This window comes from Burkholderia pyrrocinia, assembly GCF_003330765.1.
GTDB classification, from domain to species: domain Bacteria; phylum Pseudomonadota; class Gammaproteobacteria; order Burkholderiales; family Burkholderiaceae; genus Burkholderia; species Burkholderia pyrrocinia_B.
The window spans coordinates 1,967,690-1,993,092 of sequence record NZ_CP024902.1 but is presented as its reverse complement, the minus strand read 5'-3'; the positions used below and the strand labels follow the sequence as shown (position 1 = coordinate 1,993,092).

Here is a 25,403-nt window from a genome sequence, read left to right as displayed (position 1 = left end):
CGCTCGCAAAGGCCGCCGCATTGTTCTCGCGGAGAGAACACTGTTGCGGCAAGCACGAGATTTATCGATTTCGCGGTAACAACCAGAATGCGTTCATTGTTCAAGCAAATGAGAACGCAGCCGCGTTGACTGGTATGTCTACCGTTTCCCTTTCAGGTTTGCTGGTCGAAGAAGTGCGCATCAACGGCTACAGCCAGCCGATTGACGTGCGCAGCTTCCGGCCGTCGGCGCAGAAGCACCCGCTCTCGATCGTCCTCTATTTCCACGGCGGCCTGTTCACGACCGGCTCGCTCGACGAAACGAATGCCGTCTGCGAGGCGCTCGCGTTGCAGGCGCGTGCATGGGTGCTCTCCATCGGCTACTCGCTCGCCCCGGCCTTTCCCTTTCCGAATGCGGTGGAAGACGCGCATCGTGCGCTGCAGTGGGTGCGATCCGAAGCCAAGGGGATGCGTGCGGACAAGCGACAGATGGCCGTTGCCGGCCACGACGCCGGCGGGAACATCGCCACGGGTCTCGCCGCCATTGCGCGCGACCGCGGCGACGCCGGTATCCGTGCGCAGGTGCTGCTTGCGCCGCTGCTCGACCCGAGCATGACGCGCGTCGGCCGGTACACGATGCATGCGACACCCGCCATCGACGCGTTGGCGGCCAGCTACCGCGCGTATCTGCCCACGTTGTCGCAGCGCGTTCATCCGTATGCCGCGCCGCTCGAATCCTGTCGCCTCGCCCAACTTCCGGCCACGTTCATTGCCACGGTCGAGCATGACCCGCTGCATATCGAAGCCGAACATTACGCCGCGTCGTTGATTGCCGCGGGCGTCCCCACGGAATGCGCGCGCTATGCCGGCACGACGCGCGCGGGCATCGCGACGCATGCGCCCACGCTGCTCGCGGTCAGCGGTTTCCTCCGGCGCCAGCTTGCGGGCAGCTAATGGCCGCGATTTACAGCGTGTTCGAAGTCCTTTGATCGATATTCATCCACCCAGGAGCGCTCATCATGAAACTCAGCGGAAATACCATCTTCATCACCGGCGGCACATCGGGCATCGGCCGTACGCTGGCGGAAGCCTTTCACCAGCGCGGCAACAAGGTCATCGTCGCCGGCCGTCGCAAGGCGCTGCTCGATGAAATCGCGAAGCAAAACCCCGGCATCGACACCGTCGAGCTCGATATCGGCGACGCGGCGCAGATCCGCAAGGTCGCCGCGCAACTGATCGAGCGCTATCCGGCGCTGAACGTCGTGATCAACAACGCGGGCATCATGCCGTTCGACGACGCCGGCGGGCCGCTCGATGACGAACAGGCGGTGCGACTCGTCACGACGAACCTGCTCGGCCCCGTGCGCGTGAGCGCGGCGTTCGTCGAGCACCTGAAGCAGCAGCCCGACGCGACGATCATCAACAACAGTTCGGTGCTCGCGTACGTGCCGCTCGCGTCGACAGCCCTCTATTCGGCGACGAAGGCCGCGATCCACTCGTACACGCTGTCGCAACGCTTCATGCTGCGCGACACCGGCGTGAGCGTGCTCGAAATTGCCCCGCCGTGGGTCGACACCGATCTCGTGCACAAGAGCGGCGACTCGCGCGCGATGCCGGTCGACGCGTTTGTCGCAGAAACGCTGAAGCTGCTCGAAACCGCGACGACCGAAGTCGTCGTCGAGGCAGCCAAGCCGTTGCGCGACAACGCGGGGCCGAACGAACACGCATTCGTCGAGCAGTTCAACCAGCTCATCGCGGAGAACCCGATTCCCGTTGCATGACAGCAGCATGCGCCACGCATTCGCGGCGCAAGAAGCGGTACTGAAGACGCTTTTCCCGTCACCCTGACGTGTCGTTCCGGACCATCCAGTCCGGGCGAAAGCAAACCGGAATGAACGGAACGACACCTTAAATAATCGGAGTACGAATCATGTCGAAGGCACTTGAAGAAAAGAACATCGCGCTCGTTCTCGACGCGCTCGACACGTTGTTCAACAAGAAGGATTACGAGAAGGCTGCGCAGTTCTGGTCCGACTCCTACATCCAGCACAGCCAGCTCGTTCCGGCTGGCCGCGACGGTCTGTTCGGCCTCGTCGATTCGATGCCCGACCTGCGTTTCGAGTACGACATGGTGGCCGCAAACGGCGACTTCGTGTGGGTGCACAGCCGCTACAGCAACTCCGCCATGCCTACGGCGCTGATTGCGGTGGATATCTTGCGAATCGAGAACGGGAAGATGGTCGAGCATTGGGACGTGCTGCAGAACGAAGCGGTGCGCAGCGAATCCGCCGGCGGCTATCCGATGTTTGGCGACAAGTTTGGCGACGAGCGCTAACGCGCGCGCGACATGCCGCTCGACACACGGAGGACGCAATGAATACGCTGCTCGAACAGGCCATTCAGGCCCATGGCGGGATCGACAACTGGGAGAGGTTCCGCACGGTTTCGGCGGAGCTCGATATCGGGGGCGCCATCTGGCACCTGAAAGACCAGCCCGACATGTTCCATGGCATCGAGCTGGCCGCTGACCTGCGGCGCCAGCACATCGCCATCACGTCGAAGGCCGGCGGCTGGCGCGGCACGTTCGAGCCGGACGTTGTCGGCATCGGCGCCGCGAACGGCGAGGCGCCCGAAGCACGGCGTACGCCGCGAGACGCTTATCAAGGCCATACCCAGCAAACCCGCTGGGACCGCCTGCATGCGCTCTACTTCACCGGCTACGCGCTCTGGACCTACCTGACCATTCCGTTTCTCTACGCCCGCCCGGGCTTCCATACGGAAGAGCTGCCCGACTGGTACGAGAACGGCGAAACCTGGCGGCGCCTGAAAGTCACGTTCCCGGATGCGATCGCCAGCCACAGTCGCGAGCAGGTTTCCTATTTCGGCGAAGACGGGCTGCTGCGCCGCCACGATTACACGGTCGACGTGATGGGCGGCGCGCGCGGCGCCAACTATGCGTCCGGCTATCGTGACGTGCGCGGTGTCATGGTGCCGATGTCGCGCCGTGTTTTTGCCTACGACGACGCAGCGCAAAAGATCGACGAACCGCTGCTGGTGTCCATCGACTTCCGCAGCATCGATTTCCACACCGAATAGGCGCAGGACGCCTTTCATGTTTCGCAGGAGATTTTCATGAAAAACCAGTACAACCAGCCGTTGCTCGAACCGATCCGCATGGGGAATCTCGATTTGCCCAACCGCATCGTCATGGCGCCGCTCACGCGCATGCGGGCGGCGAATCCCGAGCATGCGCCGACCGCCCTGCATGCCGACTACTATGCGCAGCGTGCGTCCGCGGGGCTGATCATCAGCGAAGGTGTTTTCGTGAGCCCCGAGGGCTTCGGATGGGCAGACGTTCCCGGCCTGTGGAGCGACGCGCAGGTGCGCGGCTGGCGCGTGGTGACGGAAGCCGTGCATCGAGCAGGCGGCCGGATCGTCGCGCAGCTCTGGCATACCGGTTCGATCGGGCACCCGGATTTGCTGGGCGGCGATGCGCCGCCGTCCGCTTCCGCGGTCAATCCGGAACAGCAGAGCGTGACGGCGTCCGGCCGCAAGGACACCGTCGTGCCGCGTCCAATGACCAAGGACGAAATCCGCCGTACGGTCGCCGATTTTGGCCGGGCAGCACGCAACGCGATCGCGGCCGGCTTCGATGGTGTGCAGATCCAGGGCGGGTACCACTATCTGTTCAACCAGTTCCTCAACGTTCGCACCAACCTGCGCACGGACGAATATGGCGGCACGATTGAAAATCGCGCACGCTTCCTGTTCGAGGTTGTCGAGACCGTGGTCGAGGCAGCCGGCGCACACCGGACGGGGATCAAGACCGGGCCGGCGACGTCCGAAACGGGCGCCTTCGTTTCCACGGACGAGACCCTCGCGACATCCGAATACGTGATCGGCCGGCTCAACGAATTCGATCTTTCGCATCTGCTGCTGATGGGCGCCATGACGGATCTGTCGGCAACGCCGCTGGCCGAACTGGCCGGCGACGGCATGTTCCGCCATTTCCGCAGCATCTACCGCGGCAACATCATCGCCAACGTCGATCTCGATCGTGCGAACGGCAATCGGCTTATCGACGCGGGGCTGGTCGACATGGTGGCCTTCGGCCGCCCTTTCATCGCCAATCCGGATCTGCCGAAACGCTTCGCGATCGACGTACCGCTTGCCGAAGTCGTCTGGCCGACGGTCTATGGCGCGAACGCCGACGGCTACACCGACTACCCGACCCTTCAGGCGCTGCCGGCGTGATTCGGCGACGCGCCAGCCATCACGTCAGTCATCGGTGACCTGCGCGTCTTGCGCGATCGATGCCGGCGGACCGATCATGGCTGCGCGGAGGCCACGGTCTTCGGAAACCGGGTTGTCTTCGAAGGAGAACGTTCATGCCACATGCCTCTCTCGTCAAGGTCGCCGTGCTCGACGACTATCAGAACATTGCCCTCGAAATGGCCGATTGGTCCCCGTTGAACGGCCGCGCAAGCATCACGGTCTTCAACGACCATGTGGCCGAGGATGCACAGGTCATCGAGCGCCTGAAGCCGTTCGACGTGCTTTGCGTGATGCGCGAGCGCACGCCGCTCACGCGCGCGATCATCGCGCAGTTGCCCAATCTCAAGCTGATCGCGTCGACCGGTGCCGGCAACGCGTCGATCGATGAAGCGGCGGCGGCCGAGCGGAACGTGAAGGTTGTTCACACGGGATACTGGTCCGCGCCGACCGTCGAATTCACATGGGCAATGATTTTGGGCCTCGCCCGCAACCTTGCCGTCGAGAATCGAGCCTTGCGCGACGGCGGGTGGCAGGTCACGCTCGGCACGCAACTCGCCGGCAAGACGCTGGGCCTGCTCGGACTCGGCAACGTCGGTGCGGCAGTCGGCGTGATCGGCCGCGCGTTCGGCATGAACGTGATTGCGTGGAGCCAGAACCTGACGGCGGAGCGCGCCGAATCGAAAGGCGTGCAACGGGTCAGCAAGGATGACCTGTTCTCGTCTTCCGATTTTCTGTCGATCCATGTCCGCCTGAGCGAACGGACACGAGGCCTGGTCGGGGCTGCCGAACTCGGGCAGATGAAGCCCACGAGCCGCCTCGTCAATACGTCGCGCGGCCCCATCGTCGATACGGCCGCGTTGCTCGCCGCACTGAAGAACGGTCGGATCGCCGGCGCTGCGATCGATGTTTACGATACCGAGCCGCTGGAACCGGCGAACCCGTTGCGTTCGCTGGATAACGTGCTCGCCACGCCGCATATCGGCTACGTGGCGCGCGAGCTGTACGAGAGGTTCTACGGCGACACCGTGCGCAACATCGTCGAATGGCTCGACCAGATGCAATCCCCTGCACTTCCATGACTTTCGGGATGCCCGATGCGGCTGGTCGATTGTGCGTCGGGCAATTCGTAGGGCAGCCACGCGATGAACCTCCCGGCTTGATCGACAGCGAGATCGAACAGCCTCCCAAAGTGCTTTGAGCCAACGACACCGCAAGCGATGCATCGCCTGATGCGAAAAGCCGCGCTCCGATTCGGGCGCGGCCTTCCTGTGCATCGGTCTTCATTCGGCGTTTGACGGACAGAAGCGACGCCGCCAAACGCCAGGCCCCCTTTCAGTGGGCGGCGGCGGCCGCATCGCTCGAACCCCCTGCCTTGCCCGGCTTGGTGATCCAGATGAGCGGGATGATGATGATCATCACGACCGCCGCGCCGTAGAACACGTCGTTCAGCCCGAGCATCGCCGACTGCGACTGCACGACATGATCGAACAACGCATACGACGATCCCTGGCCAAGGCCGAGCAGCGAATGGTAGCTGTCCATCTGCGCATTGAACATCGGGTTGGTCGGGCTCGACTGCTGCGTCAGGATCTCGTGGTGCATGATCGTCCGGTTGTTCCACACGACGCCCGCCAGCGACGTGCCGATGCCGCCGAAGAACATCCGCGCGAAGGTCGACAAGCCTGCTGCGGCCGGCACTTTTTCAGGCGGCTGCCCCGACAGGATGATCACGGTCAGCGGCGCGAAGAACAACGCCATCGGGATACCTTGCAGCAGGGTCGGCAGGATGATGTAGCCCTCGCTGATGTCCGTGAAGAAGAACGTGCGCATGTAATAGACGACCGCGAAGCCGACGAACGCGAGCGTGCCGATGATGCGTGCGTCCGAGCGCGGCAGGATCTTGCCCATGATCGGCGCGCCGATCACCGCGAAGATGCCGAGCGGCGCAGTGGCGAGCCCCGAGTCGACTGCCCGGTAGCCGAGATACTCCTGCATCCACTGCGGCAGCAACACGAGCGTACCGAAGAAGATCCCGTAGGCAATCGCGATCGAAATCGTGCCGCCGAGGAAGTTGCGCTGCTTGAAGAGCGTGAGATCGACGATCGGATTCTTGTCGGTCAACTCCCAGATGATGAACAGCACCAGGCCCACGACCGCGACGATGGTCAGGATGATGATCGTGTTCGACGAGAACCAGTCGAGGTCCTTGCCCTTGTCGAGCATCACCTGGAGCGACGCGACCCATGCGATCAGCAAAGTCAGCCCCACGAAGTCGATCGGCAGTTTCCGGGTTGGCGTATCGCGCTTCCGGTAGAGGAACCAGACCATCGTGGCCGCGAACAACCCGACCGGGATATTGATGTAGAAGATCCACGACCACGCGTAGCTGTCCGTGACCCAGCCTCCGAGCGACGGCCCGACGATCGGTCCGGTCACGACGATCATCGAGAACAGCGATAGCGCCAGCGAGGATTTCGCCTTCGGCCACGAACTGAGCAGCAGCGCCTGCGACATCGGGATCAGCGGCCCCGCCACGAGGCCCTGCAACACGCGTGCCCCTAGCAGGAACGGCAGCGACGGCGCGATGCCGCACAGCCACGACGCGAGCACGAACAGCAGGATCGAGCCGACGAACAGCTTGACCTGGCCCAGCCGCTGGGTCAGCCAGCCGGTCAGCGGGATCGCGACGGAATTCGCCGCGGCAAATACGGTAATGACCCAGGTGCCTTCGTCGACCGACACGCCGAGGTTGCCCGAGATGGTTGGAATCGCGACGTTGGCGATCGATGAATCGAGGACGGTCATGAAACCCGCGAGGCCCACGCTCAATGAGCCCAGTGCGAGTGTCATCCCCGTCAGCGGGGGAGGATTCGATTGGTTGGCGGTCATGTTAATCATCCGGTTGCGGTTGGTCCGGCGACGCGGGCGCAGGCTGCTTCGCACGCGCGTTCGCCGGGCGACGGAAGGTCATTTGTTGGCGGCGATGATGTCGGCGATCGCGGCATCGGCCTTGTCGCCGTATTTCGCGAACACGTCGGTCTTGTAGATCGACGGCGGATCGGCTTCGAGACCGGCACTGCGCTGATCCTTCACGTTGACGTCGACCGTCATCGACAGCCCCACGCGCAACGGATGCTTGTCCAGTTCCGCGGGCGGAATCTCTATCCGCACCGGCAGCCGCTGCACGACCTTGATCCAGTTGCCCGTCGCGTTCTGCGCCGGCAGCAGCGCGAGCGCCGATCCGGTGCCCGGCGTGAAGCCCACCACCTTGCCGTGATAGACGGCCGACGAACCGTAGACGTCGGCAGTCAGCTCGACCGGCTGGCCGATGCGAATGTGGCGCAACTGCCACTCCTTGAAGTTCGCGTCGACCCACACCTGGTTCAGCGGCACGACCGACATCAGTGCGGCTCCCGGCGACACGCGCTGCCCGACCTGAACCGATCGCTGCGCGACGTAGCCGGTGACGGGCGCCGGCAGCGTCGTGCGGGAATAAGCCAGGTACGCGTCGCGAACGCGCGCGGCGCTGGCCATCACGTCCGGATGCTGGTCGACGGTCGTGTTCGACGTCAGTGCCCGATTCGAGCCGAGTTGCTGCTTCGCGGCATCGAGCGCAGCCTGCGCCGACCGGACGGCGTCCCGCGCATGAGAGATGTCTTCCTCCGACACGGCGCCCGTCATGCCGGTCGACTGGCGCCGCCGCAGGTCGTCCTGCGCCTTCGTGAGATCGGACTGCCGCTCCGCGATGTTCGCGCGGTACTTGTCGTCGTCGACATAGAGCCCGTGAACCTTGCGGACGGTCTGGCCGAGGTTCGCTTCGGCCTGCTGCAGCGCGATCTTCGCGTCCGCGGGATCGATCTGCACGAGCGACTCGCCGGCCTTCACGATCTGCGTGTTGTCCGCGTTCACCGCGATGACCGTGCCCGATACCTGCGGCGTGATCTGCACGACGTTGCCGTTGACGTACGCGTCATCGGTTTCGACGTGATAGCGCGCGTCGAGGAAGTAGTAGGCGCCGTAGGCGGCGCCGGCGATCCCGAGGGACGCGGCCACCAGTGCGAGCAGCGCCTTGCGCTTGCCCGGGTTCTTCGGTGCTTCGTCGGTCGGCTGTGAATCGGGGGTGTTCATGGATGGCTCCAGTCAAGGTTGAGGTTCAAGGTTTTCCGTTCGACGGGATGCGCCCGCCGAAGCAATCAATCAGTTCGACGCTGCGGGTTGGGATCGCGCAGGAATCGGCGTTTCGGCGGTCGCCGCGAGACCGGCGTGCGATGCATCGAAACCGCCGCCGAGCGCCTTGATCAGCCCGATCTGCTGGCTGCGACGGCCCATCTCGAGATTGACCACGGCCGTCTCGGCCGCCAGCCGGTTGTCGTCCGCGTTCAGCACCTGCAGTTGCGGGTTGAGCCCCGACCGGTACCGGACGACCGCCAGTTGATAGGCAGTCGTTTGCGCATCCAGCGCCTTGCGCGCATCGACCAGCTGGAGATCGGTCGAGCGGATCTGCGTGACTTGCGTGGCGACGTCGGACAGTGCGCCGATCAGCGTCTGGTTGTAGGTCGCGACGTCGTAGTCGAAGTCCGCATAACGCCCCTTCAATTGCGAGCGCAGTGCGCCGGCGTCGAAGATCGGCAGGTGAATGGCCGGGGCCGCCTGGAATTGCCCGCTGCCCGCCGTCAGGAAGCGCCCCCAGCCGAATGCGTCGAGCCCGGCCGCCAGCGACAGATTGACGTCGGGGTAGAACTCGGCCTTGGCTTCCTTCACGTCATGAACGGCGGCGTCCACCTTCCAGTAGGCCGCGACGATGTCGGGCCGGCGCGACAGCAGGTCGGCAGGCAGGTTGTCGGGGAGCGCGACGATGTCGCCGCCGCGCAGCGACGGGTTGGCGATCTTGAGGCCGCGATCCGGGCCCGCGCCAAGCAGCGCGGCCAACTGGTAGCGCACCGTCTTGATCTGGCCGTCGAGATCGCTGACGCTCGAACGGCTCGTCGCGGTTTCGCCGTAGGCGGTCTGCCGCTCCACATTACTGTCGAGCCCCGCGCTGACGCGCCCGTCCGTGATGCGCGCAATCGTCTCGCGGTTCGATACTTCCCGAACCTGGATGTCGCGCAGCGCATACAGCAGCGCCAGCTGGTTGTAGGTGCTCGCCACCGACGCGGCGAGCGTGATGCGCACCTCCTCGGCTTCCGCGTCCGCCACCTTTTCCCCGGAGACGGCCTGACGCAGCCGCTCGCGGTTCTTGCCCCACAGGTCGAGATCCCACGACACGCTCGCCAGCAGGCTGTTCTCGCTCTGCCACGAGCCGCCGTACGGCGGCGGCACGATGCCGTTTTCGGTGTAGCGCTGACGCGTCCACGTATAGCTGCCGTTCGCATTCGGATAAAGCGCGGATCTGGCGGTGCCGATGTACGCCGACGCCTTCTCGATCCGGGCGCGCGCCTGGTCGATCGTCGGATTGCCGCGCAACGCTTCGTCGATCAGCGCCGACAACTGCGGATCGCCGAACTGGCTTGCCCAGTTCATCGCGGGCCACTTGCCGCCCTCGGCCGGCAGGCTCTCGGTCGACTCGAACTTCGTCGGGGCCGCCATCTGCTTGTCGCTGTGGATGCCTGCATAGTTCACGCAGCCGGCCAGGCTGAACGCCAGGGCCGCTGCGGCGATCCATCCCTTACGAATGCCCGACCGCGGCCGGGGGAGCGAGTGATACGTCGTCGTTTCCATTTCCATTTTTCCTTGAGTCATCAAGTCATCGAACGATTGATTGGTGCATATGCACACGTTAGCTATCGGGCAGTCGCGCATCAATGTCTGGAATTGCATGAATGAGTTGTCGGGGCGGCTAACTGTCTGACGTGTCGAGCGTCATGCGAAACAGTTCGCGGCGCAGATGAGCCGCCTGCTGCGATCCGAAATCGCGTTCGAAGCGGGCCTGCGCCGCCGCCCAGTGAACGGCGGCTTCATCGAGCTTCTTCGATCCGTGCGCGGTCAATACGACCTGGAGCCGACGATGGCGCTTCCCTTCGGCGGGCGTCGCAACCAGGCCGCGCCGCAGCAACGGCTGGAGTGCCCGCACCAGCGTCGTTCGGTCCATCACCATCGCTTTCGCGAGTTCGGCCATGGTCAGGCCCGCCCCGACGGCGAGCGTACCCAGGATGCTGAACTGCGTGGGCGTGATGTCGACGGCGGACAGATGGTGCTCGTAGAGTTTCGAGATATGCCGCGAAGCCTGGCGAAGCGCGAAACAGTCGTCGTCAAGGAGGTCGATTGAGTGCATGCGCACAGGTTAGTACCCTGCCCGCCGGAGAACGATGGCGGGCGGGTTATCAGATTGTTGTCGCTTCGTGCAGGAATGGCGCGCGGCCTGAGGCTTACGGCGTTCTCGAGGTTTCGAAGAAATCGACCGCGTGGTCGATGAATGCGCGCACCTTGGCGGGCAGCAGCGTCCGGTTGCTGTAAGCGAGCTGAAGCTCGATGCTGTCGTCGACCAGCGGGAAATCGGCGAGAAGCCGCCGCAGCTTTCCGGACGCCAGGTCGTTTTCGACCAGCGCCAGCGGCGTGATGCCGATACCCAGACCCTGCAGCACCATCTCGCGGTTGAACGCGGGGCTGTTGGACGAAACGTCGAAGCTCAGCGCCATGGCGAGTTCCTGCCCGTCGATCCGGAAGCGGAGGTCGGGGCGGCGGATCGACGGCGACAGCGGTACGAATTGGTGTGCGGCCAGATCCGACGGATGCACGGGTGTCGATGCGGCCTTCAGGTAGTCGGGCGTTGCAACGATGACCACCGGAATCCGGTCGAGCACGCGGATGACCGTCGTCTCGCTCATCAGCATGAAGGGTACGACGATGCCCAGGTCGTACCCTTCGCCGACCAGGTCGACCGGCCGCTCCGTCAGCGTGACGTCCAGCGTGACTTTCGGATGCGCTCGTTTGAATCCTGCAATCAGCGGGACGAGCCGCTGTATCGTCGCGGTCGCATGCGCGACCAGGCGCAACACGCCCCGGGCCTCTCGCGTCTGGTTCGCGACTTCCGCCTCGACCGTATCCACCTCTTCGAGAATACGCACGCAGCTTTCGTAGAACCGCTCCGCGGCTTCCGTCAGCGAAAGCCGGCGGGTCGTCCGGTTCAGCAGCCGGCATCCCATCCGCTGTTCGAGCGCCGCGATCGCTCGCGAAACCGCCGGCGGCGCCATGCCGTGATGATCCGCCGCGCGGGCGAAGCTCTTCAGTTCGACGACCGTCCGAAAAATACGCATGCTTTCGATGTAATCCATGGCGGCATCTCGAGAACGGGTTTGGTGGAGCGCCTGGCGGCTTGTCCGCAGAAATATAACAAAACCGGCAAGCCAGACCGACGCAACGCGACGGTACGTGCGCTCGCTTCAGGATCGGTGTCGGCCGGGGGCTGCTTCGCCCTTACGACCGCTTCCCTACCCTCGAATCGATGGCGAGTCACACGTGGGAATGGCTGGACGGCGACGTCAGGCGCGTTTCTGAAACGGTGAGTTTGGATTTTCAATCACACTATTGTGATAAGAAAAGTTATCCGGATAGATGCATCAATTTATCCAACTACCTGTTCCGTAGCGGACAAATAGGAGACAACCGACCCTCCCCGTATTTGTTCCCGCGACGCAAGACTGTTGCTCCACGGTGGGTGTTCGAAATCGTGATCGGCGCGCCTACAGTCTGCCCATCGGACTCATCGATCCGGTCGGCACTGAGGCCGAAAGCCATTCACCCATCGAGGCATATCATGAGCACATCCAAAGTCATCATCGTCACCGGCGCATCGCAAGGCATCGGCGCGGAAACGGTCAATGCATTCCGCGCACGCGGCCATCGCGTCGTCGCGACATCCCGTTCGATCGGCCCGTCGAACGCCCCCGATCTCGTCACCGTCGCGGGCGACATCGGCGATCCGGCCGTCGCGCGACGCGTGGTCGATGCGGCGATCGAACGCTTCGGCCGCGTCGACACGCTCGTCAACAACGCCGGCGTGTTCGTCGCGAAGCCGTTCACGCAGTACACCGCGGATGACTACGCGCAGATCACGAGCGTCAACCTGAACGGCTTCTTCCACGTCACGCAGCGCGCGGTCGACGCAATGCAAAAGCATGGCGGCGGTCACGTGGTCAGCATCACGACGAGCCTCGTCGATCACGCGAACAGCAACGTGCCGTCGGTGCTCGCATCGCTGACGAAAGGCGGCCTGAATGCGGCGACGAAGTCGCTCGCGATCGAGTATGCGAAGGCCGGTATTCGCGTCAATGCGGTGTCGCCCGGCATCATCAAGTCGCCGATGCATGCACCCGAAACGCATGCGACGCTCGCGTCGCTGCACCCGGTCGGCCGCATGGGCGAGATGAGCGACATCGTCGGCGCGATCCTTTATCTCGACTCGGCGCCGTTCGTCACGGGCGAGATCCTGCACGTCGACGGCGGCCAGAGCGCCGGGCATTGAGTATCGGCATCGAAAGAACGAGCCGGCGTGCTTATCATGATGCGCCGGCTCGTTTGGCGCGCGTACGGCCCTGCTGCTTGCCGGGCGCGCGCGCCAGGTGCTCGACGAGAAAGTCGACAAACACGCGCACGCGCGATGACAGATAGCGCGCATGCGGGTACAGCAGCATGAACGGCCGCGACCGGCCGCCCAGGCTGGGCAGCACCTCCACGAGCGTGCCGACGTGCAGATCCTGCTCGACGATGAAGCGGTAGGTCTGGAACAGGCCTGCGCCGCCGCGCGCGAGCGTCACGCCGGCGAGGACGTCGCCCGACGTGCCGTAGCTGCCGGTTGTCGCGACGTCGATTTCGTCCGATCCGTCGTCGAACAGCCAGGGAATCGGCCGCCCGCTGCTCGGCAGCTCGAACTGGATACATTCGTGCGCATGCAGATCGTCGATGGCGGCCGGCATGCCCGCGCGCTTCAGGTAGCTGGGCGTCGCGACGATCACGAGTTCGGCGTCCTCCAGCTTGCGCGCGACCAGGTTCGAATCGGCCGGCGCGCGCCCGCGGATCGCGAGATCGAAGCCTTCCTCGGCGAAGTCGATGTTGCGGTTGCTCAGGTGGGTTTCGACGCGCACGTCCGGATATTGCTCGCGAAACGCGGGCAGCAGCGGCAGCACGCGATAGTGCCCGTACGGCGTCGGCATGCTGATCCGGAGTACGCCGGCGGGCGTCGCCTGCTGGCCGGTCGCTTCGCGTTCCGCGTCGACGAGCTGCGACAGCGCATCGCGGCATTGCTCGAAATAGCGCCGGCCGGAATCGGTCAGGCGGATCTGTCGTGTCGTGCGCACGAACAGCCGCACGCCGAGACGCTCCTCGAGCCGCGCCACCGACCGGCTGACCGCGGCCGGCGTGACGCTCGCCGCGGTTGCCGCAAGCGTGAAGCTGCCGAGCTCGGCGGCGAGACAGAACAGCTCGATGCTGCCCAGCAGCAGATCGTCGAATTTTCGTTGCATGGGGCGGCTCCTGCCGTCTCGGGTGTGTGGCACACGATGAACCAACGAGTGTGCATGAGTATCGCGCAGGAAACCAGCGAGCGTACGTGGGCGGACGCGGCCCGCATCGGGCCGTTGCGCGCGTTGCGTCATTCGTTACACCGCGTCCTGAATCAATTGCGCCGCTGACATTTACCGGCTTCGGCCGCATGACTAGAGTGACTGACAGTCAATACCGATCGCCCGATCCCTTTTCCCGCCTGGAGAACGACATGATCGTCGAACAGAAGCTGGCCGAACTCGGCCTCGCGTTACCAGAACCGCCGAACCCGCTCGGCAGCTATACGGCCGTCAGCGAAGCCGGCAACCTGCTGTTCATTTCGGGACAACTGCCGCTCGTCGACGGCAGGATCGTCTGTACCGGCCGCGTTGGCGAGCAGTTGAGCGTCGACGAAGGCCGGCACGCCGCCCGGCTCGCGGCGCTGAACGTGCTCGCGCAGATCCGCAAGCATCTGGGCGGGTTCGACCGCCTGCGCAAGATCGTGCGTGTCGAGGGGCACGTGAGCTCGGCCGACGGTTTTTACGGGCAGCCGGCCGTGATCGACGGCGCGTCGGACCTGTTCGCCGCCGTGCTGGGCGGCAAGGCAGGACACGCGCGCTCGGCGTTCTCCCAGCGCCAGTTGCCGGCCGACGCGGCCGTCATCCTCGTCGTGATCGCCGAGATCGACCCGGCGTGATGTATCGCCCGTCCCGCGGGATGGCAGTCCATCCCCGCGGGCGTTTCCACCCGCCCTGCCAGGAGTTCGTCGCGGGCGACGACATCCTGAATATCAGGGCTCGATCGCCTGGAAGCCTTGTCCGGCAAAGCCGGACACGTTTCGGATACATTGAAATACAAAATGTCGCGTGCGATTTAATCGAATACGCTTGACTCGATTGGTCGCCTCGACCAAACTGCATCGCATGCGATCGAATCGCATCTGAGAAAAACCTGCCAACTGATGACGGAGCAAATGATGAGCAAGATCGAAAAAGTGCTGTACACGGGCAAGACGCATACGACTTCGGGTGGCCGCGATGGCTCGGCTCGCAGTTCCGACGGCCGCCTCGACATCCAGTTGTCGTCGCCGGGCAGCGCCGGTAACGGCACCAACCCGGAACAGCTGTTCGCGGCCGGCTGGTCGGCCTGCTTCATCGGCGCGATGCAGCTTGCGGCGCGCGCAGCGAAGGTGACGCTGCCGGCCGATCTCGCTGTCGACGCCGAAGTGGATCTTGGTACGGCCGACAACGCTTACTTCCTGCAGGCCCGGCTGAACGTGAGCGTGCCGGGGCTCGATCGCGACGTCGCGCAACGCATCGTCGATGCCGCGCATCAGACCTGCCCGTATTCGAAGGCGACGCGCGGCAACATCGACGTCGAAATCCGTATCGCGTGAACGTTGCATCGGGCGGCCGCTCGCCGCCCGCCAAATTCCAGACTTCTTTCCTATCGAGGTAAATGATGAAAACCCAATTGATCGCTGCCCTTCTCGTCGCCGTTTCGGCTTCTGCTGCCGCACCGGCGTTTGCCGACGAAGCCGTCGTGTCCCGCGCCCAAGTCCGTGCCGAGCTCGTCCTGCTCGCACAAGCCGGTTATCGGCCGGGCCGCGCGAACGATCCGCACTACCCTGACGACCTGCAGGCCGCATTGACGCGCATTCACGCGAACGACGCCGTGGCGGCTGCTCCGTCGGCATCCGGTTACGGCAACGATGCCGTTGCCGCCACGCAGTCGGGCAGCCGGCCCGCGACGCGCATCGCCGAGCGCTCGATCTACTTCGGTCATTGAACGAAACCGCGAACGGCGCCGATTGCCGGCGTGCGGTGCGCAACACCTGAATTCCTGTTTTCCTGTCGAGGTAAATGATGAAAACCCAATTGATCGCTGCCCTCCTTGTTGCCGTGTCGGCCTCCGTTGCCGCACCGGCGTTCGCCGGCGAAAGCACCGTGACGCGTGCGCAGGTGCGTGCGGAACTGGCCGCGCTGCAGAAGGCCGGTTACCTGCCGAACCGCCCCAACGACCCGAATTACCCGGACAATCTCAAGGCGGCGCTGAGCCGGATTCGCGACAACGGTGCCGTCGCGGTCGATACGCAGGCGTCCGGTTACGGCAGCGACGCCGACGGCGCGACGCAGTCCGGCAGCCGCGGCACGATTCGTACGGCCGAGCGCTCGATCTATTTTGGTCATTGAGCGTTGCGCGACGAAACCGGTCGCCAATTTCCGGCATATACAGCGCACGCGATGTAATCGCGTGCGCTTTTCTATTTGGGGCGACCGGATTTGCATCGACGGTTTCCGGGCACGGATCGTCGAAGACGAAGAAGCCCAGCCAGGTGCGCTGCGCAAATGACGCGACCCGTGTCGCTACGGTGCTACCTGCCCGGCCGATCCCGGTCTATCCTGTGCGACACGAAATCTTCAATCGAGGAGTAGCCGATGCCGGATGCCACGACGGTAAACGCGACAGGCGATGCGCACCCGCTCGACCGTGTCGTCTGGAATGCGCTGACGGGCAAGCAGAACCACTTTGCGCTCGGCAATGACCGCGCGTTGCGGTTTCCGGCGGCCATTGCGCCGTTCGCCGCGATCGCCGATGCGAGCGCGGCATCGTTCGCCGCGTTGCGCGAGCTGATCGCCGCGCACGGGCCGGCGGCGCTGGTCACGCCGGACGAGATTCGGCCGCCGTCGGGATGGTCGGTGATCCGGCGCGCGACGTTGCTTCAAATGGTTTGGCAAGGGACGCTCGACCCGTCGTATGCATCGGAGCATGTCACGCTCGCCGAAGCCGACGTGCCGGAAATGCTCGCGCTGACCACGGCCGCGCAGCCCGGGCCGTTCGGCCCGCGCACGATCGAACTCGGCGACTATATCGGTGTACGCAACGAAGGCCGGCTGGCCGCGATGGCCGGCGAGCGGATGCAGGTCGACGGTTATACCGAGATCAGCGCTGTCTGCGTGGATGCCGCGTTTCGGCGGCAAGGTCTTGCGGCGCGCTTGATTCGGTCGTTGATTGCAGCCATCGGTGCGCGCGCGGAAACGCCTTTTCTGCACGTTCTCACGTCGAACCAGGTCGCGATCGAGCGCTACCTCGCACTCGGTTTTGCCGTCCGTCGGGAGATGCAGCTGCTGGTGCTTGGGGAAGCGCACACGTGACAAGTGGCCGACACCATACGGGCGTCGGCCGCTCGTTGCCCATGCGTTTATTCTTCGGTCGACTCGATCAGGTTGCCGCGCAGCGTGACGATCGCTTTCTGCATCTTCGCGAATTCATCCGGCTTCAACCCGGTGGCTTCGACCAGATTCATGTCGAGCCCCTTCTCGCGCACACGGCGCCCGCTCTTCGTCAGGCTGACGAGCACCTGGCGTTCGTCCGACGGATCGCGGTGCCGCTCCAGGTAGCCCATCGCCTCGAGCTTCTTCAGGATCGGCGTCAGCGTATTGGATTCGAGGAACAGCTTCTCGCCGAGCTGGCTGACCGTCTGGTTGTCCTGCTCCCACAGCGCAATGATCGTGATGTATTGCGTATACGTGAGGCCGAGCTCTTCGAGGATCGGCTTGTATGCCTTGCCGAACGCGAGGTTCGCCGAGTAGATCGCAAAGCACAGGAACTCGGACAACTTCGGCGCGGCGGGCAATGGTGCTTCGGTCGGTTTCATGGACTTCCTCCAGCGACGCGGACGGTCGCAGATAAGCGCATTATATATCGCGTGCGATCTTATCGGAAGCATGATAATCGTTCTCGATGAACCGGCGTGACGGCGCAACGCGGCCGGATCGCCGTCAGTCTTGCCGGCCGTCGTGCTGCCTGCGACGCTTGCCGGTCTGCAGACCGCTTTCCGACCGCAGCGAGCATTGCACCGGATGCGCGATTTCGGTCGCGAGCCCGCCTGCGGCAAACAGCAGGATCATCAGCCAGCGTTTCATGCATCCTCCACGACGGAGAGGCTTGCGCCGTCGGCGACCGTCGCGTCGAGCGCATACGGATCGATGCCGTCGAGGCAGCCGAGATTGACGCGCCAGCATGCCGGGTCCTTGCGCGTCTGATGGAACGGATAGACGCCGCAATGGCTGCAGAAATAGTGACGGGCCGTGCGCGTGTTGAAGCGGTAGCACGTCAGCGTGCCCTCGCCTTCGACGATCTTCAGGTCGTCACCGGCGAACATCGGGCTCATCAGCGCGCCGCGGCAGCGGCACAGGCTGCAGTTGCAGCGGACCGCCGGCGCAATGGCCGTTCTGACTTCGAACTTGACGGCCCCGCAATGGCAGGACCCTTTGAACCAGGTTGCAGACATGATGGACTCCGGAAGAGGTCATGCCTGCTTTATAGCGGACGCGCGCACATGCGTTGTATCGCGCTGTATCCACGGTCCGCGCAGATACAGAACATTGCAAATCGGCGGCTGGCGGCGCACGTTCGGCGCGGCGATCGGTGGTGTGCTCGCTGATCGCCTGCGCGTGCCTGCAGCCTGCGGGCCAGGAACGATCAGTCCAGCGCGTGCTGCAACCGCTCGATCGCGGCCCGTGTCTCGCGTTCGAGCGTGGCGAACAGTTCCGCGGCCGGCAACGCGCGGACGAGCGGCGCCGCCTGCCCGGCCCACTGCGCGCCGTAGCCGAATTCGCCTTTCGCCTTCGCGGCCGCATGCAGTGCCTTGCCCGCGTCGTACGCGATCGGATACGCGGGCGTGGCCGGCGCATGCGGGTCGTCGCCGAGCGCGGTCAGCCGGTTCGCGATGCCGCGCGCGAGCCGGCCCGAGATCGCGGTCGTGAACGTCGTGCGGCGCGCCGTGTCGCCGAGGATCGCACGGCGATAGCCGTCGTCGATCGACGTCTCCGGGCAGGCGACGAACGCCGTGCCGAGCTGCGCGGCTTGCGCGCCGAGCGCGAGCGCGGCGGCGATGCCTTCGCCGTCCATGATGCCGCCGGCGGCGATCACCGGCAGCGCGCATTCGCGCACGAGCAGGCGCGTCAGCGCGAACGTGCCGAGGCGATCGTCGCAGGCTGTCGAATCGAACACGCCGCGGTGCCCGCCGGCTTCGATGCCCTGCGCGACGATCGCGTCGATGCCGGCGGCGGCGATCTGCCGGGCCTCGTCGAGATTCGTCGCAGCCGCGAACAGCGTGATGCCCGCGCGCTTCAGCGTGGCGATCACGTCCGCGGACGGCAGCCCGAAATGGAAGCTGACGACGGCCGGCTTTTCCTCGGCGAGCATCGCCTGCATCGCGTCGTCCGCGACGAAACTCGTATAGATCTCCGACAGCGATGCGGGCGGCGTCGCGCCGTATTCACGGAAAACCGGCGCGAGCCAGTCGAGCCACGCGCGTTCGACGGCCGCGTCGGCCCGGGCCGGACGGTGGCAGAACACGTTGATGTTGAACGGCCGGTCGGTGAGCGCGCGTGTGTCGCGGATCATCTTGCGTGCGCCGTCGGCGTTCGTCGCGCCGACGCCGAGCGAGCCGAGCCCGCCCGCGTTCGACACGGCCGCCGCCAGCGCCGGCGTGCTGACGCCGGCCATCGGCGCCTGGATGATCGGCGCGCGGATGCCGAGCGTGCGCAACAGTGGACGGTTATCGGTCGATGGATTCATGTTGGTTGCCTCCTGTTGGTGGCCGAAACGCGAACATGCCGCGGCGGTGGCGCATATCGCATTTCCGGTTTCCCACCTAGAATAGCGGACCGGAAAAGCGTATCCAAGGCCGTCAGCGCGCTGCGTTCCCCGAACGCTTCGCCCGACATTCGCGCGGTTCCGCTGTATAACGAACAACACGAACACAACACTCATGAAAAGAAGAACATTTCTCGCGCTGCCCGCCGTGGCGGCGTCCGGCATGCTCGCCGGCTGCACCGACTTCGGCCCCATCACCAAGCGCGCGATGAAGGACCCGGAATATCGGGAAACGCTCTCGGCGTTTCTGATCAGCGCGGACGGGAAGAAGCTCGTCGTGCTCGGTGAGCGGTATCACTACATTTTCGATGTGCCACCGGCCCTCGCAGTCAACCTCACGGCGCCCTATCGCCCCAAGCTGTATACCGATTTCGACGATTTCGAGACGCACGGCGACAAGATCACCGGGCGTTACTCGTTGCAGCTTTCGCGTGACGATGCGCCGCCCGGCTCCGAGTTGCGCGAGCGCGCGCTCGCAGACGGTTTCAAGGACCAGCGCTTCCAGCTGACGGAAGGCGGCACAATCAGCGGCAAGCGCTACCAGCCGAACGACGTCACACCCTCGTCGATTCCTCAGGCGTTCAATCACGCATACAACGTCAAGGTGACCGAGCGTCCGTCGGTGCTGGGCCAGGGCGTAAAGCTTGCACTGTCGCCGATTACGATGGCGGCCGATGGTGCGGTGGGTCTGCTCGGCGTCGCACTGTTCCCGATCGCGCTCACGGCATTCATCATCATGGCGCATTGAGACCGGAATCCACGATGAAATCTCCTGCCGGAAATCTGTTCCGGATCGTCTGCCTGGCTGGTTGCCTGGCATTCGCGCAACACGCCGTCGCCGAAAGCGACTGGGACGCCGCGCGTCATGTCCGTACCGACTGGGTGTTCGCGTCGATGAAGGAAAGCGACGTGCGGCCGACGCTCGATCGCGCACTGAAGGACCAGGCGCGCTGGGCCGACCTGCCCGGCAACGCGCCCGATGCGGGCGACTTCCGCTGCACCAAGCTCGTGCTGCCGCCGCCGTCGGCCGATGCGCAGGCCGCGTTCGATGCGGCACCGGCGCCACGTGGTCGCGACGCCGACAAGGCCTATGCGAAGGCCGCCTCGCTCGGGTCGTGGCGCGCGGCCGCGCGTCTGGTGAACAGTTCACTCGACGACGAGGATTGGGAAGGTGCGCAGCCGGTCATCGCGTGGCTGCTCGTTCGTCACGTGCCGGCCGGATACAACAAGCTCGCGGACGTGCTGCAGGCGATGTCGGGCTACGACGGCGAAACGCCCGGCGAGCGCATGCGCGGGATGATCGCGTCGCTGCGCTGGCGCGCGGCGCGCGAAGGCGACCCCGTCGCGCAGATGGAGATGGCCGATCTGTTCGAGAAACTGGGCAAGACCGACCTCGTCGCCGCGCTACGCGCATGCGCGACGCAGCAGAATCCGGAACTGAAGTGAAGCGGGCCGGTACGCCGCCAGTGAAATTTGGCGTACCGGCTCGGGCAACGGTGTTGCCGCATCCGACTTCGTACCGCACCGTATGCGCGTCAGGCGGAAGCGGCGGATTCAGCATTTGCGCTGGAGCGCGGTTATCCCTTGTGCGTGTTTCATGGGGTGGCGTTCGGGCCGGCTGATTGAGCACGATAGCCTGGCCGTCGGCGGCGATTGCGCCGGCGGCTACGCAATGGCTCTCATGGTTTTCCCGGCCCGCCGGGTTGCGCGGGAGTGCAACCGGATCCGGTGAGCAACGGCGCGCAGCGCAGGCTGCGCCTGCCTGCCGCGCGAATGCGGGCCGCCGCGCGTTCCGTACCCTTTCTGCGCAGGAAAGGACGCTTGAAACATCCGCAATTATCGCGTGCCGCAGATTCGCCCACCATGTGTCGGACGATCGGCGCAGCCCGCATATCCAGCCCTTTCACGGGCGTCGCGGTGCCTGCCGTCGAGTCGTGCGACCGGACGCATCATGCCGGCCGCGAACGGCCGGGCCTCGTGCCACGGCATACCGATAATCAGGAGACACAATGAACAGCCAATCCCTCGATCTCGGCGGCAACGCGGGCGGCCCCGCCTCTGCCCGACCGCCGTCCGCTTCCGCCGGCGTCGGCGCCGATGCGGCGGCCCTCCCCGCCCGCCGCGTCACGCTCGGCGATTTCATGGACGACCTGCCGGTCGGTGCATTGCACCGGTTCGTCGTCTGGGTGATCGGCATCGGGCTGTTCTTCGACATGTACGAGATCTTCCTCGTCAGCACGATCGGTTCCGCGTTGCAGAACGAATACGGGCTGAGCCGGCAAAGCGCCGATTTCAAGCTGCTGCTTGCATCGGCGTTCATCGGGATGTTCGTCGGCGCGATGTGCCTCGGCAGCCTTGCCGACCGCATCGGCCGGCGCAAGGCGTTCCTGCTGACGCTCGTGTGGTACAGCGCGTTTTCGCTGGTCGGCGCGTTTTCGGTGAACGCCGACATGCTCGTCGCGTGCCGGTTCCTGACGGGCATCGGCGTCGGCGCGATCTATCCGGTCGCCGACAGCTTCCTGTCCGAAATCCTGCCGAAGGAAAAGCGCGGGCGGCTCGCCGCGTGGGCCTATACGACTTCCTATGTCGCGGTGCCGCTCGTCGGCTTCCTCGCGCTGTGGCTGAACCCGCTGCAGGTGGCCGGCGTGGCAGGCTGGCGCATCATCCTCGCGATCGGCAGCCTCGGCGCCGTGTACGTGCTGCTCGTCCAGCGCCGGCTGCCGGAGAGCCCGCGCTGGCTGCTCGCGCAGGGCCGCACCGCCGAAGCGCACGCGGCGCTGCGGCGTTTCGCGGATGGCGCCGGGGTGCGCGTGCCCGAGCAATTCGCGGAACCGGCCGAGCCGCAGCGGCCGCTCGGACTCGGCGAGCGCATCGCGCTGCTGCGCCGCGAACCCTACGGCGCGCGCTACCTGATGCTCGCGATCTTTCACCTGTTCCAGGGCTTCGGCTACTACGGTTTCGGCACGCTGGCCGGCACGGTCGTGAAGAGCCGCGGCTTCGACGTGACGGACAGCACGCTGTTCATCGCACTGTCGTTCGTCGGCTATCCGATCGGCTCGCTGCTGTCGATCCCGCTGCTCAACTGGATCGAGCGCCGCACGCTCGTGATCGGGTCGATCCTGTCGATCGCGGTATTCGGGCTCTGCTTCGCGTATTCGGGCAATACGGTGCTGATCGTCGGCTTCGGATTGCTGACGACCTGCGCGTCGAACGTGTTCAGCAACGCGTATCACGTGTACCAGGCCGAGATCTTTCCGGCGCGCGTGCGCTCGACGGCGATCGGCAGCACATACTCGCTGTCGCGCATCGTCAGCGGCGCGCTGCCGTTCGTCTTGCTGCCGGTGCTCGGCAGCTACGGCGCGGGCGCAATGTTCGGCGTGATCTCGATCGCGCTCGGCATCGTCGCCGTCACGCTGCGCGTGCTCGGTCCGCTGACCACGCGGCGCAGCCAGGACGAAATCAATCCGGTGTAATGCGGCGATCGGCACGGGGCGCACGGATGCGTGCCCCGTGCGTCGCCGTTTCGGCGCCCTCAGCGCGCCGACATGAAATCGAACAGCTTCGCGATGTCGGTCGTCAGCACGGTGCCGGCCTTCACGCCGACCCACAGCGTGCGCGTCGCCCACGCATCGTCGAGCCTCACGACGCCGAGCCGCGCGGCGCGCTCGCCGGTCACCGCATCGCGCGGCAGCACGCCGATGCCGAGCCCGGCCTCGATCATCCGGCTCACGCCGTCGAAATTCGATACCTGGATCCGCAGCTTCAGCGAGCGCTCGGCCGCGAATGCGGCGTCGGTCATCCGCGCGAGCAGCGAACTGCCGTCGCTGAGGCCGACGTAATCCTCGTCGAGCGTATCCGCGAAGCGGATGCTGTCGCGCGCGGCGAATCGATGCGCACGCGGCACGAGCAGCACGAGCTCGTCGCGCCGGTACAGCCGGCGTTCGATGCCGGGTGCCGGCACGTTGTCGGCGAACACGCCGAGATCGGCCTTGCCCGACGCGAGCGCGTCGACGATCTCGTGGCTCAGCCGCTCCTCGAGACTCACCTTGATGCCCGGGTTGTCGGTGAGGAACGCGGCGAGATCGGCGGGCAGGAACTGGACGATCGCGGACGTGTTGGTCCACACGTGGATGTGGCCGCGCACGCCGGCGACGTAGTCGCTCATCTCGTGCGCCATCCGGTTGACCTGCTCGATCACCTTCGCCGCATGGTCGAGCAGCGCGAGGCCCGCGGGCGTCAGCTCGACGCCGCGCGCATGCCGGACGAACAGCGCGCTGCCCGTCACGCTCTCGAGCTCGGCGATGCGCTTGCTGACCGCGGACAGCGTGAGCTGGCCGTGTTCGGCCGCCTTCGTCAGGCTGCCGTGCTCGGCGACGAGCGCGAAGACGCGCAGCGACTGCAGATCGAAATGAAGCGGGTTCACCATGTCGTGGGTCCTGGGAAGGCCGTACGGCGCGAGCCGTCATCGCGCCGGCCTGACGCCGATCATACGCCCGGCGCGTGTGCGCGCGATATGGCGTGGCTAGCGTGGCGCGATCGCCTGCAATGCGGCGAGCATCGCGCCGTCCGGCTTTGCGAGGTCGTCGAGCACCGTGAAGTGCCGCATGCCGCGCAGCCACGCGCGCGCGATCCGTTCGCCGGCCGCTTCGCACGCCGCTGCGTATTCATGTGCTTGCCGCACGAGTTCGGGCAGTTCGGCGTCGCCGACCGCAACGACGGTCGGCGCGCCGCGGCCGATGTGGCGCAGCGGGCTGCATGCATCGATTTCGTGCGCGGTGAGTTGCAGCTTGTCGTTCAGGCAGCACAGCGAGATCGGTTCGAGATCGACGAGCGGGCTGATCGCGAGCGCCGATACGACGGCCGGATGCGCGCGATGCATGGCCGTCAGGTGGCCGCCCGCCGAATGGCCGCTCAGGTGGATCGGCCGTCGCGCGGTGCCGAGGTGGTCTGGGTCGGCGGCGAGATGGTCGAGCAGCGCGCCGATCTCGCCGGCGATGTCGGTCATCGTCGCGGCCGGCGCAAGCGTGTATTCGGCGAGCACGACGTCGAAACCGCGCGCGAGCGGCCCGCTCGCCGCGTACGCGAAATCCTCTTTTGTGCAGTGTTGCCAGTAGCCGCCGTGAATGAACACGAACAGCGGCGCGTCAGGTTGCCCGCACGGCAGCCAGTCGAAGCGCTGCGCGGGACGTGTGCCGTAACGCAGGTCGCGCCGGCCGGGTGTCGCGTCGTAAAGTGCCGCGCTGCGCGCCTGGCACGACGCGAGCACGGCCGGGAAATCGGGAATGGCCTTCGTGTTCAGGTAGGCGGCGTCGAGCGCCGCACGGTCCATGCCGCGATAGAGGATCGTCATTCGGGGAGCGCCTGGGTCGGGTTGCGGATGCGCGGGGCAGGTTCGCCGTGCCCGCTGCGAAGGCGGCGGCCGGGCCGACGCCGTGGCGCCATTATCCGCAGCGCGGCCGGGTCCGGCTATCCGGAATCGGCGGGCGTGGCGCCCGCCTGTCCGCTTTCGGCGAAGGATTGCGACGCCGTGGGGGCGTCGTGCCGGTGCTCGCGCGAGCGGGCGGTCCCATCCGTTGACGCGGCGCGGCCGGTTACGCGACAGGCCCGCGCCGCCGGTCAGATCAACTCGGAGATCTCGATCAGGTTCAGGTCGGGATCGCGCACGTACACCGACCGGATCTTCTGCGTCGCGCCCGTGCGTTCGACGGGCCCTTCGACGATCGGCCAGTCGACGCGCTTCAGGTGCGCGATCACGTCGTCGAGCGGCGCCGATGCGATGAAGCACAGGTCGAGCGCGCCGGGCACCGGCACATGCGCTTTCGGTTCGAACTCCGCGCCGCGCACGTGCAGGTTGATCTTCTGGTTGCCGAAGCGGAACGCAAGCCGGCCGGCGCCAAAGGTTTCAAGCTGCATTTGCAGCACCTCGGTGTAGAACTGCTTCGTCCTGTCGGGATCGACGCAGGTCAGCACGAGATGGTCGAGGTGGTCGATCAGTGCCATGGAATTCGC

The 25,403-nt window shown here is 65.4% G+C and carries 28 protein-coding genes; 15 read left to right on the top strand and 13 right to left on the bottom strand.

Going from position 1 to position 25,403, the window contains the following annotated elements; all coding sequences use genetic code 11:
- Positions 1 to 173: 173 nt before the first annotated feature.
- The 6 genes from CUJ89_RS09580 to CUJ89_RS09555 all read left to right on the top strand — a co-directional run bounded on the left by CUJ89_RS09580 (position 174) and on the right by CUJ89_RS09555 (position 5,332).
- On the top strand, positions 174 to 932 hold the full coding sequence (locus tag CUJ89_RS09580; RefSeq protein ID WP_161556535.1) for an alpha/beta hydrolase: 759 nt from the start codon (positions 174 to 176) through the stop codon (positions 930 to 932).
- Positions 933 to 997: 65 nt separating this feature from the next.
- Positions 998 to 1,759 (top strand): SDR family oxidoreductase, encoded by a 762-nt coding sequence (locus CUJ89_RS09575; protein WP_114177120.1) that lies wholly within the window; start codon positions 998 to 1,000, stop codon positions 1,757 to 1,759.
- A gap of 149 nt (positions 1,760 to 1,908) precedes the next feature.
- Positions 1,909 to 2,313 (top strand): ester cyclase, encoded by a 405-nt coding sequence (locus CUJ89_RS09570; protein ID WP_114177119.1) that lies wholly within the window; start codon positions 1,909 to 1,911, stop codon positions 2,311 to 2,313.
- A gap of 38 nt (positions 2,314 to 2,351) precedes the next feature.
- On the top strand, positions 2,352 to 3,074 hold the full coding sequence (locus CUJ89_RS09565) for a hypothetical protein (protein WP_201752227.1): 723 nt from the start codon (positions 2,352 to 2,354) through the stop codon (positions 3,072 to 3,074).
- Between the two features lie 60 nt (positions 3,075 to 3,134).
- On the top strand, positions 3,135 to 4,232 hold the full coding sequence (locus tag CUJ89_RS09560) for an alkene reductase (RefSeq protein ID WP_201752226.1): 1,098 nt from the start codon (positions 3,135 to 3,137) through the stop codon (positions 4,230 to 4,232).
- A gap of 134 nt (positions 4,233 to 4,366) precedes the next feature.
- A complete protein-coding gene (locus CUJ89_RS09555) occupies positions 4,367 to 5,332 on the top strand; it encodes a D-2-hydroxyacid dehydrogenase family protein (protein WP_114177117.1) in 966 nt (321 codons plus the stop codon).
- Between the two features lie 253 nt (positions 5,333 to 5,585).
- On the opposite strand, the gene CUJ89_RS09550 is transcribed toward CUJ89_RS09555, so the two are convergent.
- The 5 genes from CUJ89_RS09550 to CUJ89_RS09530 all read right to left on the bottom strand — a co-directional run bounded on the left by CUJ89_RS09550 (position 5,586) and on the right by CUJ89_RS09530 (position 11,524).
- Positions 5,586 to 7,142 carry a DHA2 family efflux MFS transporter permease subunit gene (locus CUJ89_RS09550; protein ID WP_114177116.1) on the bottom strand — a complete coding sequence of 519 codons (1,557 nt, stop codon included), beginning with the start codon at positions 7,140 to 7,142 and terminating at the stop codon, positions 5,586 to 5,588.
- Positions 7,143 to 7,220: 78 nt separating this feature from the next.
- On the bottom strand, positions 7,221 to 8,381 hold the full coding sequence (locus tag CUJ89_RS09545; protein WP_114177115.1) for an HlyD family efflux transporter periplasmic adaptor subunit: 1,161 nt from the start codon (positions 8,379 to 8,381) through the stop codon (positions 7,221 to 7,223).
- Between the two features lie 69 nt (positions 8,382 to 8,450).
- Positions 8,451 to 9,971: an efflux transporter outer membrane subunit gene (locus CUJ89_RS09540; RefSeq protein WP_114177114.1), complete on the bottom strand. Its 1,521-nt coding sequence runs from the start codon at positions 9,969 to 9,971 to the stop codon at positions 8,451 to 8,453.
- 118 nt (positions 9,972 to 10,089) lie between these two features.
- The gene (locus CUJ89_RS09535; protein ID WP_114177113.1) at positions 10,090 to 10,524 is read right to left on the bottom strand and encodes a MarR family winged helix-turn-helix transcriptional regulator; all 435 of its coding nucleotides are present in this window, start codon (positions 10,522 to 10,524) and stop codon (positions 10,090 to 10,092) included.
- Positions 10,525 to 10,618: 94 nt separating this feature from the next.
- The gene (locus tag CUJ89_RS09530) at positions 10,619 to 11,524 is read right to left on the bottom strand and encodes a LysR family transcriptional regulator (protein WP_114177112.1); all 906 of its coding nucleotides are present in this window, start codon (positions 11,522 to 11,524) and stop codon (positions 10,619 to 10,621) included.
- Between the two features lie 482 nt (positions 11,525 to 12,006).
- On the opposite strand from CUJ89_RS09530, the gene CUJ89_RS09525 reads away from it, so the two are divergent.
- Positions 12,007 to 12,714, top strand: a complete 708-nt coding sequence (locus CUJ89_RS09525) for an SDR family NAD(P)-dependent oxidoreductase (protein ID WP_114177111.1) — start codon at positions 12,007 to 12,009, stop codon at positions 12,712 to 12,714.
- Positions 12,715 to 12,748: 34 nt separating this feature from the next.
- On the opposite strand, the gene CUJ89_RS09520 is transcribed toward CUJ89_RS09525, so the two are convergent.
- Positions 12,749 to 13,711: a LysR family transcriptional regulator gene (locus CUJ89_RS09520; protein WP_114177110.1), complete on the bottom strand. Its 963-nt coding sequence runs from the start codon at positions 13,709 to 13,711 to the stop codon at positions 12,749 to 12,751.
- Positions 13,712 to 13,962: 251 nt separating this feature from the next.
- On the opposite strand from CUJ89_RS09520, the gene CUJ89_RS09515 reads away from it, so the two are divergent.
- From CUJ89_RS09515 to CUJ89_RS09495, 5 genes are all read left to right on the top strand, one after another.
- Entirely contained in the window at positions 13,963 to 14,427 is a 465-nt protein-coding gene (locus tag CUJ89_RS09515) for a RidA family protein (protein ID WP_114177109.1), read from the top strand.
- Positions 14,428 to 14,706: 279 nt separating this feature from the next.
- On the top strand, positions 14,707 to 15,126 hold the full coding sequence (locus tag CUJ89_RS09510; RefSeq protein ID WP_114178564.1) for an organic hydroperoxide resistance protein: 420 nt from the start codon (positions 14,707 to 14,709) through the stop codon (positions 15,124 to 15,126).
- Between the two features lie 65 nt (positions 15,127 to 15,191).
- Entirely contained in the window at positions 15,192 to 15,518 is a 327-nt protein-coding gene (locus tag CUJ89_RS09505) for a DUF4148 domain-containing protein (RefSeq protein ID WP_114178563.1), read from the top strand.
- A gap of 74 nt (positions 15,519 to 15,592) precedes the next feature.
- The gene (locus tag CUJ89_RS09500) at positions 15,593 to 15,922 is read left to right on the top strand and encodes a DUF4148 domain-containing protein (protein ID WP_114177108.1); all 330 of its coding nucleotides are present in this window, start codon (positions 15,593 to 15,595) and stop codon (positions 15,920 to 15,922) included.
- Positions 15,923 to 16,168: 246 nt separating this feature from the next.
- A complete protein-coding gene (locus CUJ89_RS09495) occupies positions 16,169 to 16,885 on the top strand; it encodes a GNAT family N-acetyltransferase (protein WP_114177107.1) in 717 nt (238 codons plus the stop codon).
- 47 nt (positions 16,886 to 16,932) lie between these two features.
- On the opposite strand, the gene CUJ89_RS09490 is transcribed toward CUJ89_RS09495, so the two are convergent.
- The 4 genes from CUJ89_RS09490 to CUJ89_RS09480 form a co-directional block, all read right to left on the bottom strand.
- Positions 16,933 to 17,388, bottom strand: coding sequence for a MarR family winged helix-turn-helix transcriptional regulator (locus CUJ89_RS09490; RefSeq protein ID WP_114177106.1), 456 nt, complete (start codon positions 17,386 to 17,388; stop codon positions 16,933 to 16,935).
- A 124-nt stretch (positions 17,389 to 17,512) separates the two neighbouring features.
- Positions 17,513 to 17,656, bottom strand: a complete 144-nt coding sequence (locus tag CUJ89_RS38235) for a hypothetical protein (RefSeq protein ID WP_201752225.1) — start codon at positions 17,654 to 17,656, stop codon at positions 17,513 to 17,515.
- Positions 17,653 to 18,024 carry a GFA family protein gene (locus CUJ89_RS09485; RefSeq protein ID WP_114177105.1) on the bottom strand — a complete coding sequence of 124 codons (372 nt, stop codon included), beginning with the start codon at positions 18,022 to 18,024 and terminating at the stop codon, positions 17,653 to 17,655. The genes CUJ89_RS38235 and CUJ89_RS09485 overlap by 4 nt, the downstream gene beginning before the upstream one ends.
- 191 nt (positions 18,025 to 18,215) lie before the next feature.
- Complete coding sequence (locus tag CUJ89_RS09480) at positions 18,216 to 19,316, bottom strand: NAD(P)H-dependent flavin oxidoreductase (RefSeq protein WP_114177104.1); 1,101 nt, start codon at positions 19,314 to 19,316, stop codon at positions 18,216 to 18,218.
- A 241-nt stretch (positions 19,317 to 19,557) separates the two neighbouring features.
- Here CUJ89_RS09480 and CUJ89_RS09475 point away from each other — a divergent pair, with 241 nt between their 5' ends.
- The 3 genes from CUJ89_RS09475 (at position 19,558) to CUJ89_RS09460 (ending at position 22,867) form a co-directional block, all read left to right on the top strand.
- Positions 19,558 to 20,142 (top strand): 5-formyltetrahydrofolate cyclo-ligase, encoded by a 585-nt coding sequence (locus CUJ89_RS09475; protein ID WP_236654881.1) that lies wholly within the window; start codon positions 19,558 to 19,560, stop codon positions 20,140 to 20,142.
- Positions 20,143 to 20,156: 14 nt separating this feature from the next.
- On the top strand, positions 20,157 to 20,840 hold the full coding sequence (locus CUJ89_RS09470; RefSeq protein WP_114177102.1) for a hypothetical protein: 684 nt from the start codon (positions 20,157 to 20,159) through the stop codon (positions 20,838 to 20,840).
- 563 nt (positions 20,841 to 21,403) lie between these two features.
- On the top strand, positions 21,404 to 22,867 hold the full coding sequence (locus CUJ89_RS09460) for an MFS transporter (protein WP_114177100.1): 1,464 nt from the start codon (positions 21,404 to 21,406) through the stop codon (positions 22,865 to 22,867).
- A gap of 59 nt (positions 22,868 to 22,926) precedes the next feature.
- Here CUJ89_RS09460 and CUJ89_RS09455 read toward each other — a convergent pair whose 3' ends face one another.
- The 3 genes from CUJ89_RS09455 to CUJ89_RS09445 all read right to left on the bottom strand — a co-directional run bounded on the left by CUJ89_RS09455 (position 22,927) and on the right by CUJ89_RS09445 (position 25,394).
- Positions 22,927 to 23,820, bottom strand: coding sequence for a LysR family transcriptional regulator (locus tag CUJ89_RS09455; RefSeq protein WP_114177099.1), 894 nt, complete (start codon positions 23,818 to 23,820; stop codon positions 22,927 to 22,929).
- A 96-nt stretch (positions 23,821 to 23,916) separates the two neighbouring features.
- Entirely contained in the window at positions 23,917 to 24,744 is an 828-nt protein-coding gene (locus CUJ89_RS09450; RefSeq protein WP_114177098.1) for an alpha/beta hydrolase, read from the bottom strand.
- A gap of 266 nt (positions 24,745 to 25,010) precedes the next feature.
- Entirely contained in the window at positions 25,011 to 25,394 is a 384-nt protein-coding gene (locus CUJ89_RS09445) for a VOC family protein (protein WP_114177097.1), read from the bottom strand.
- Between the last annotated feature and the right edge of the window lie 9 nt (positions 25,395 to 25,403).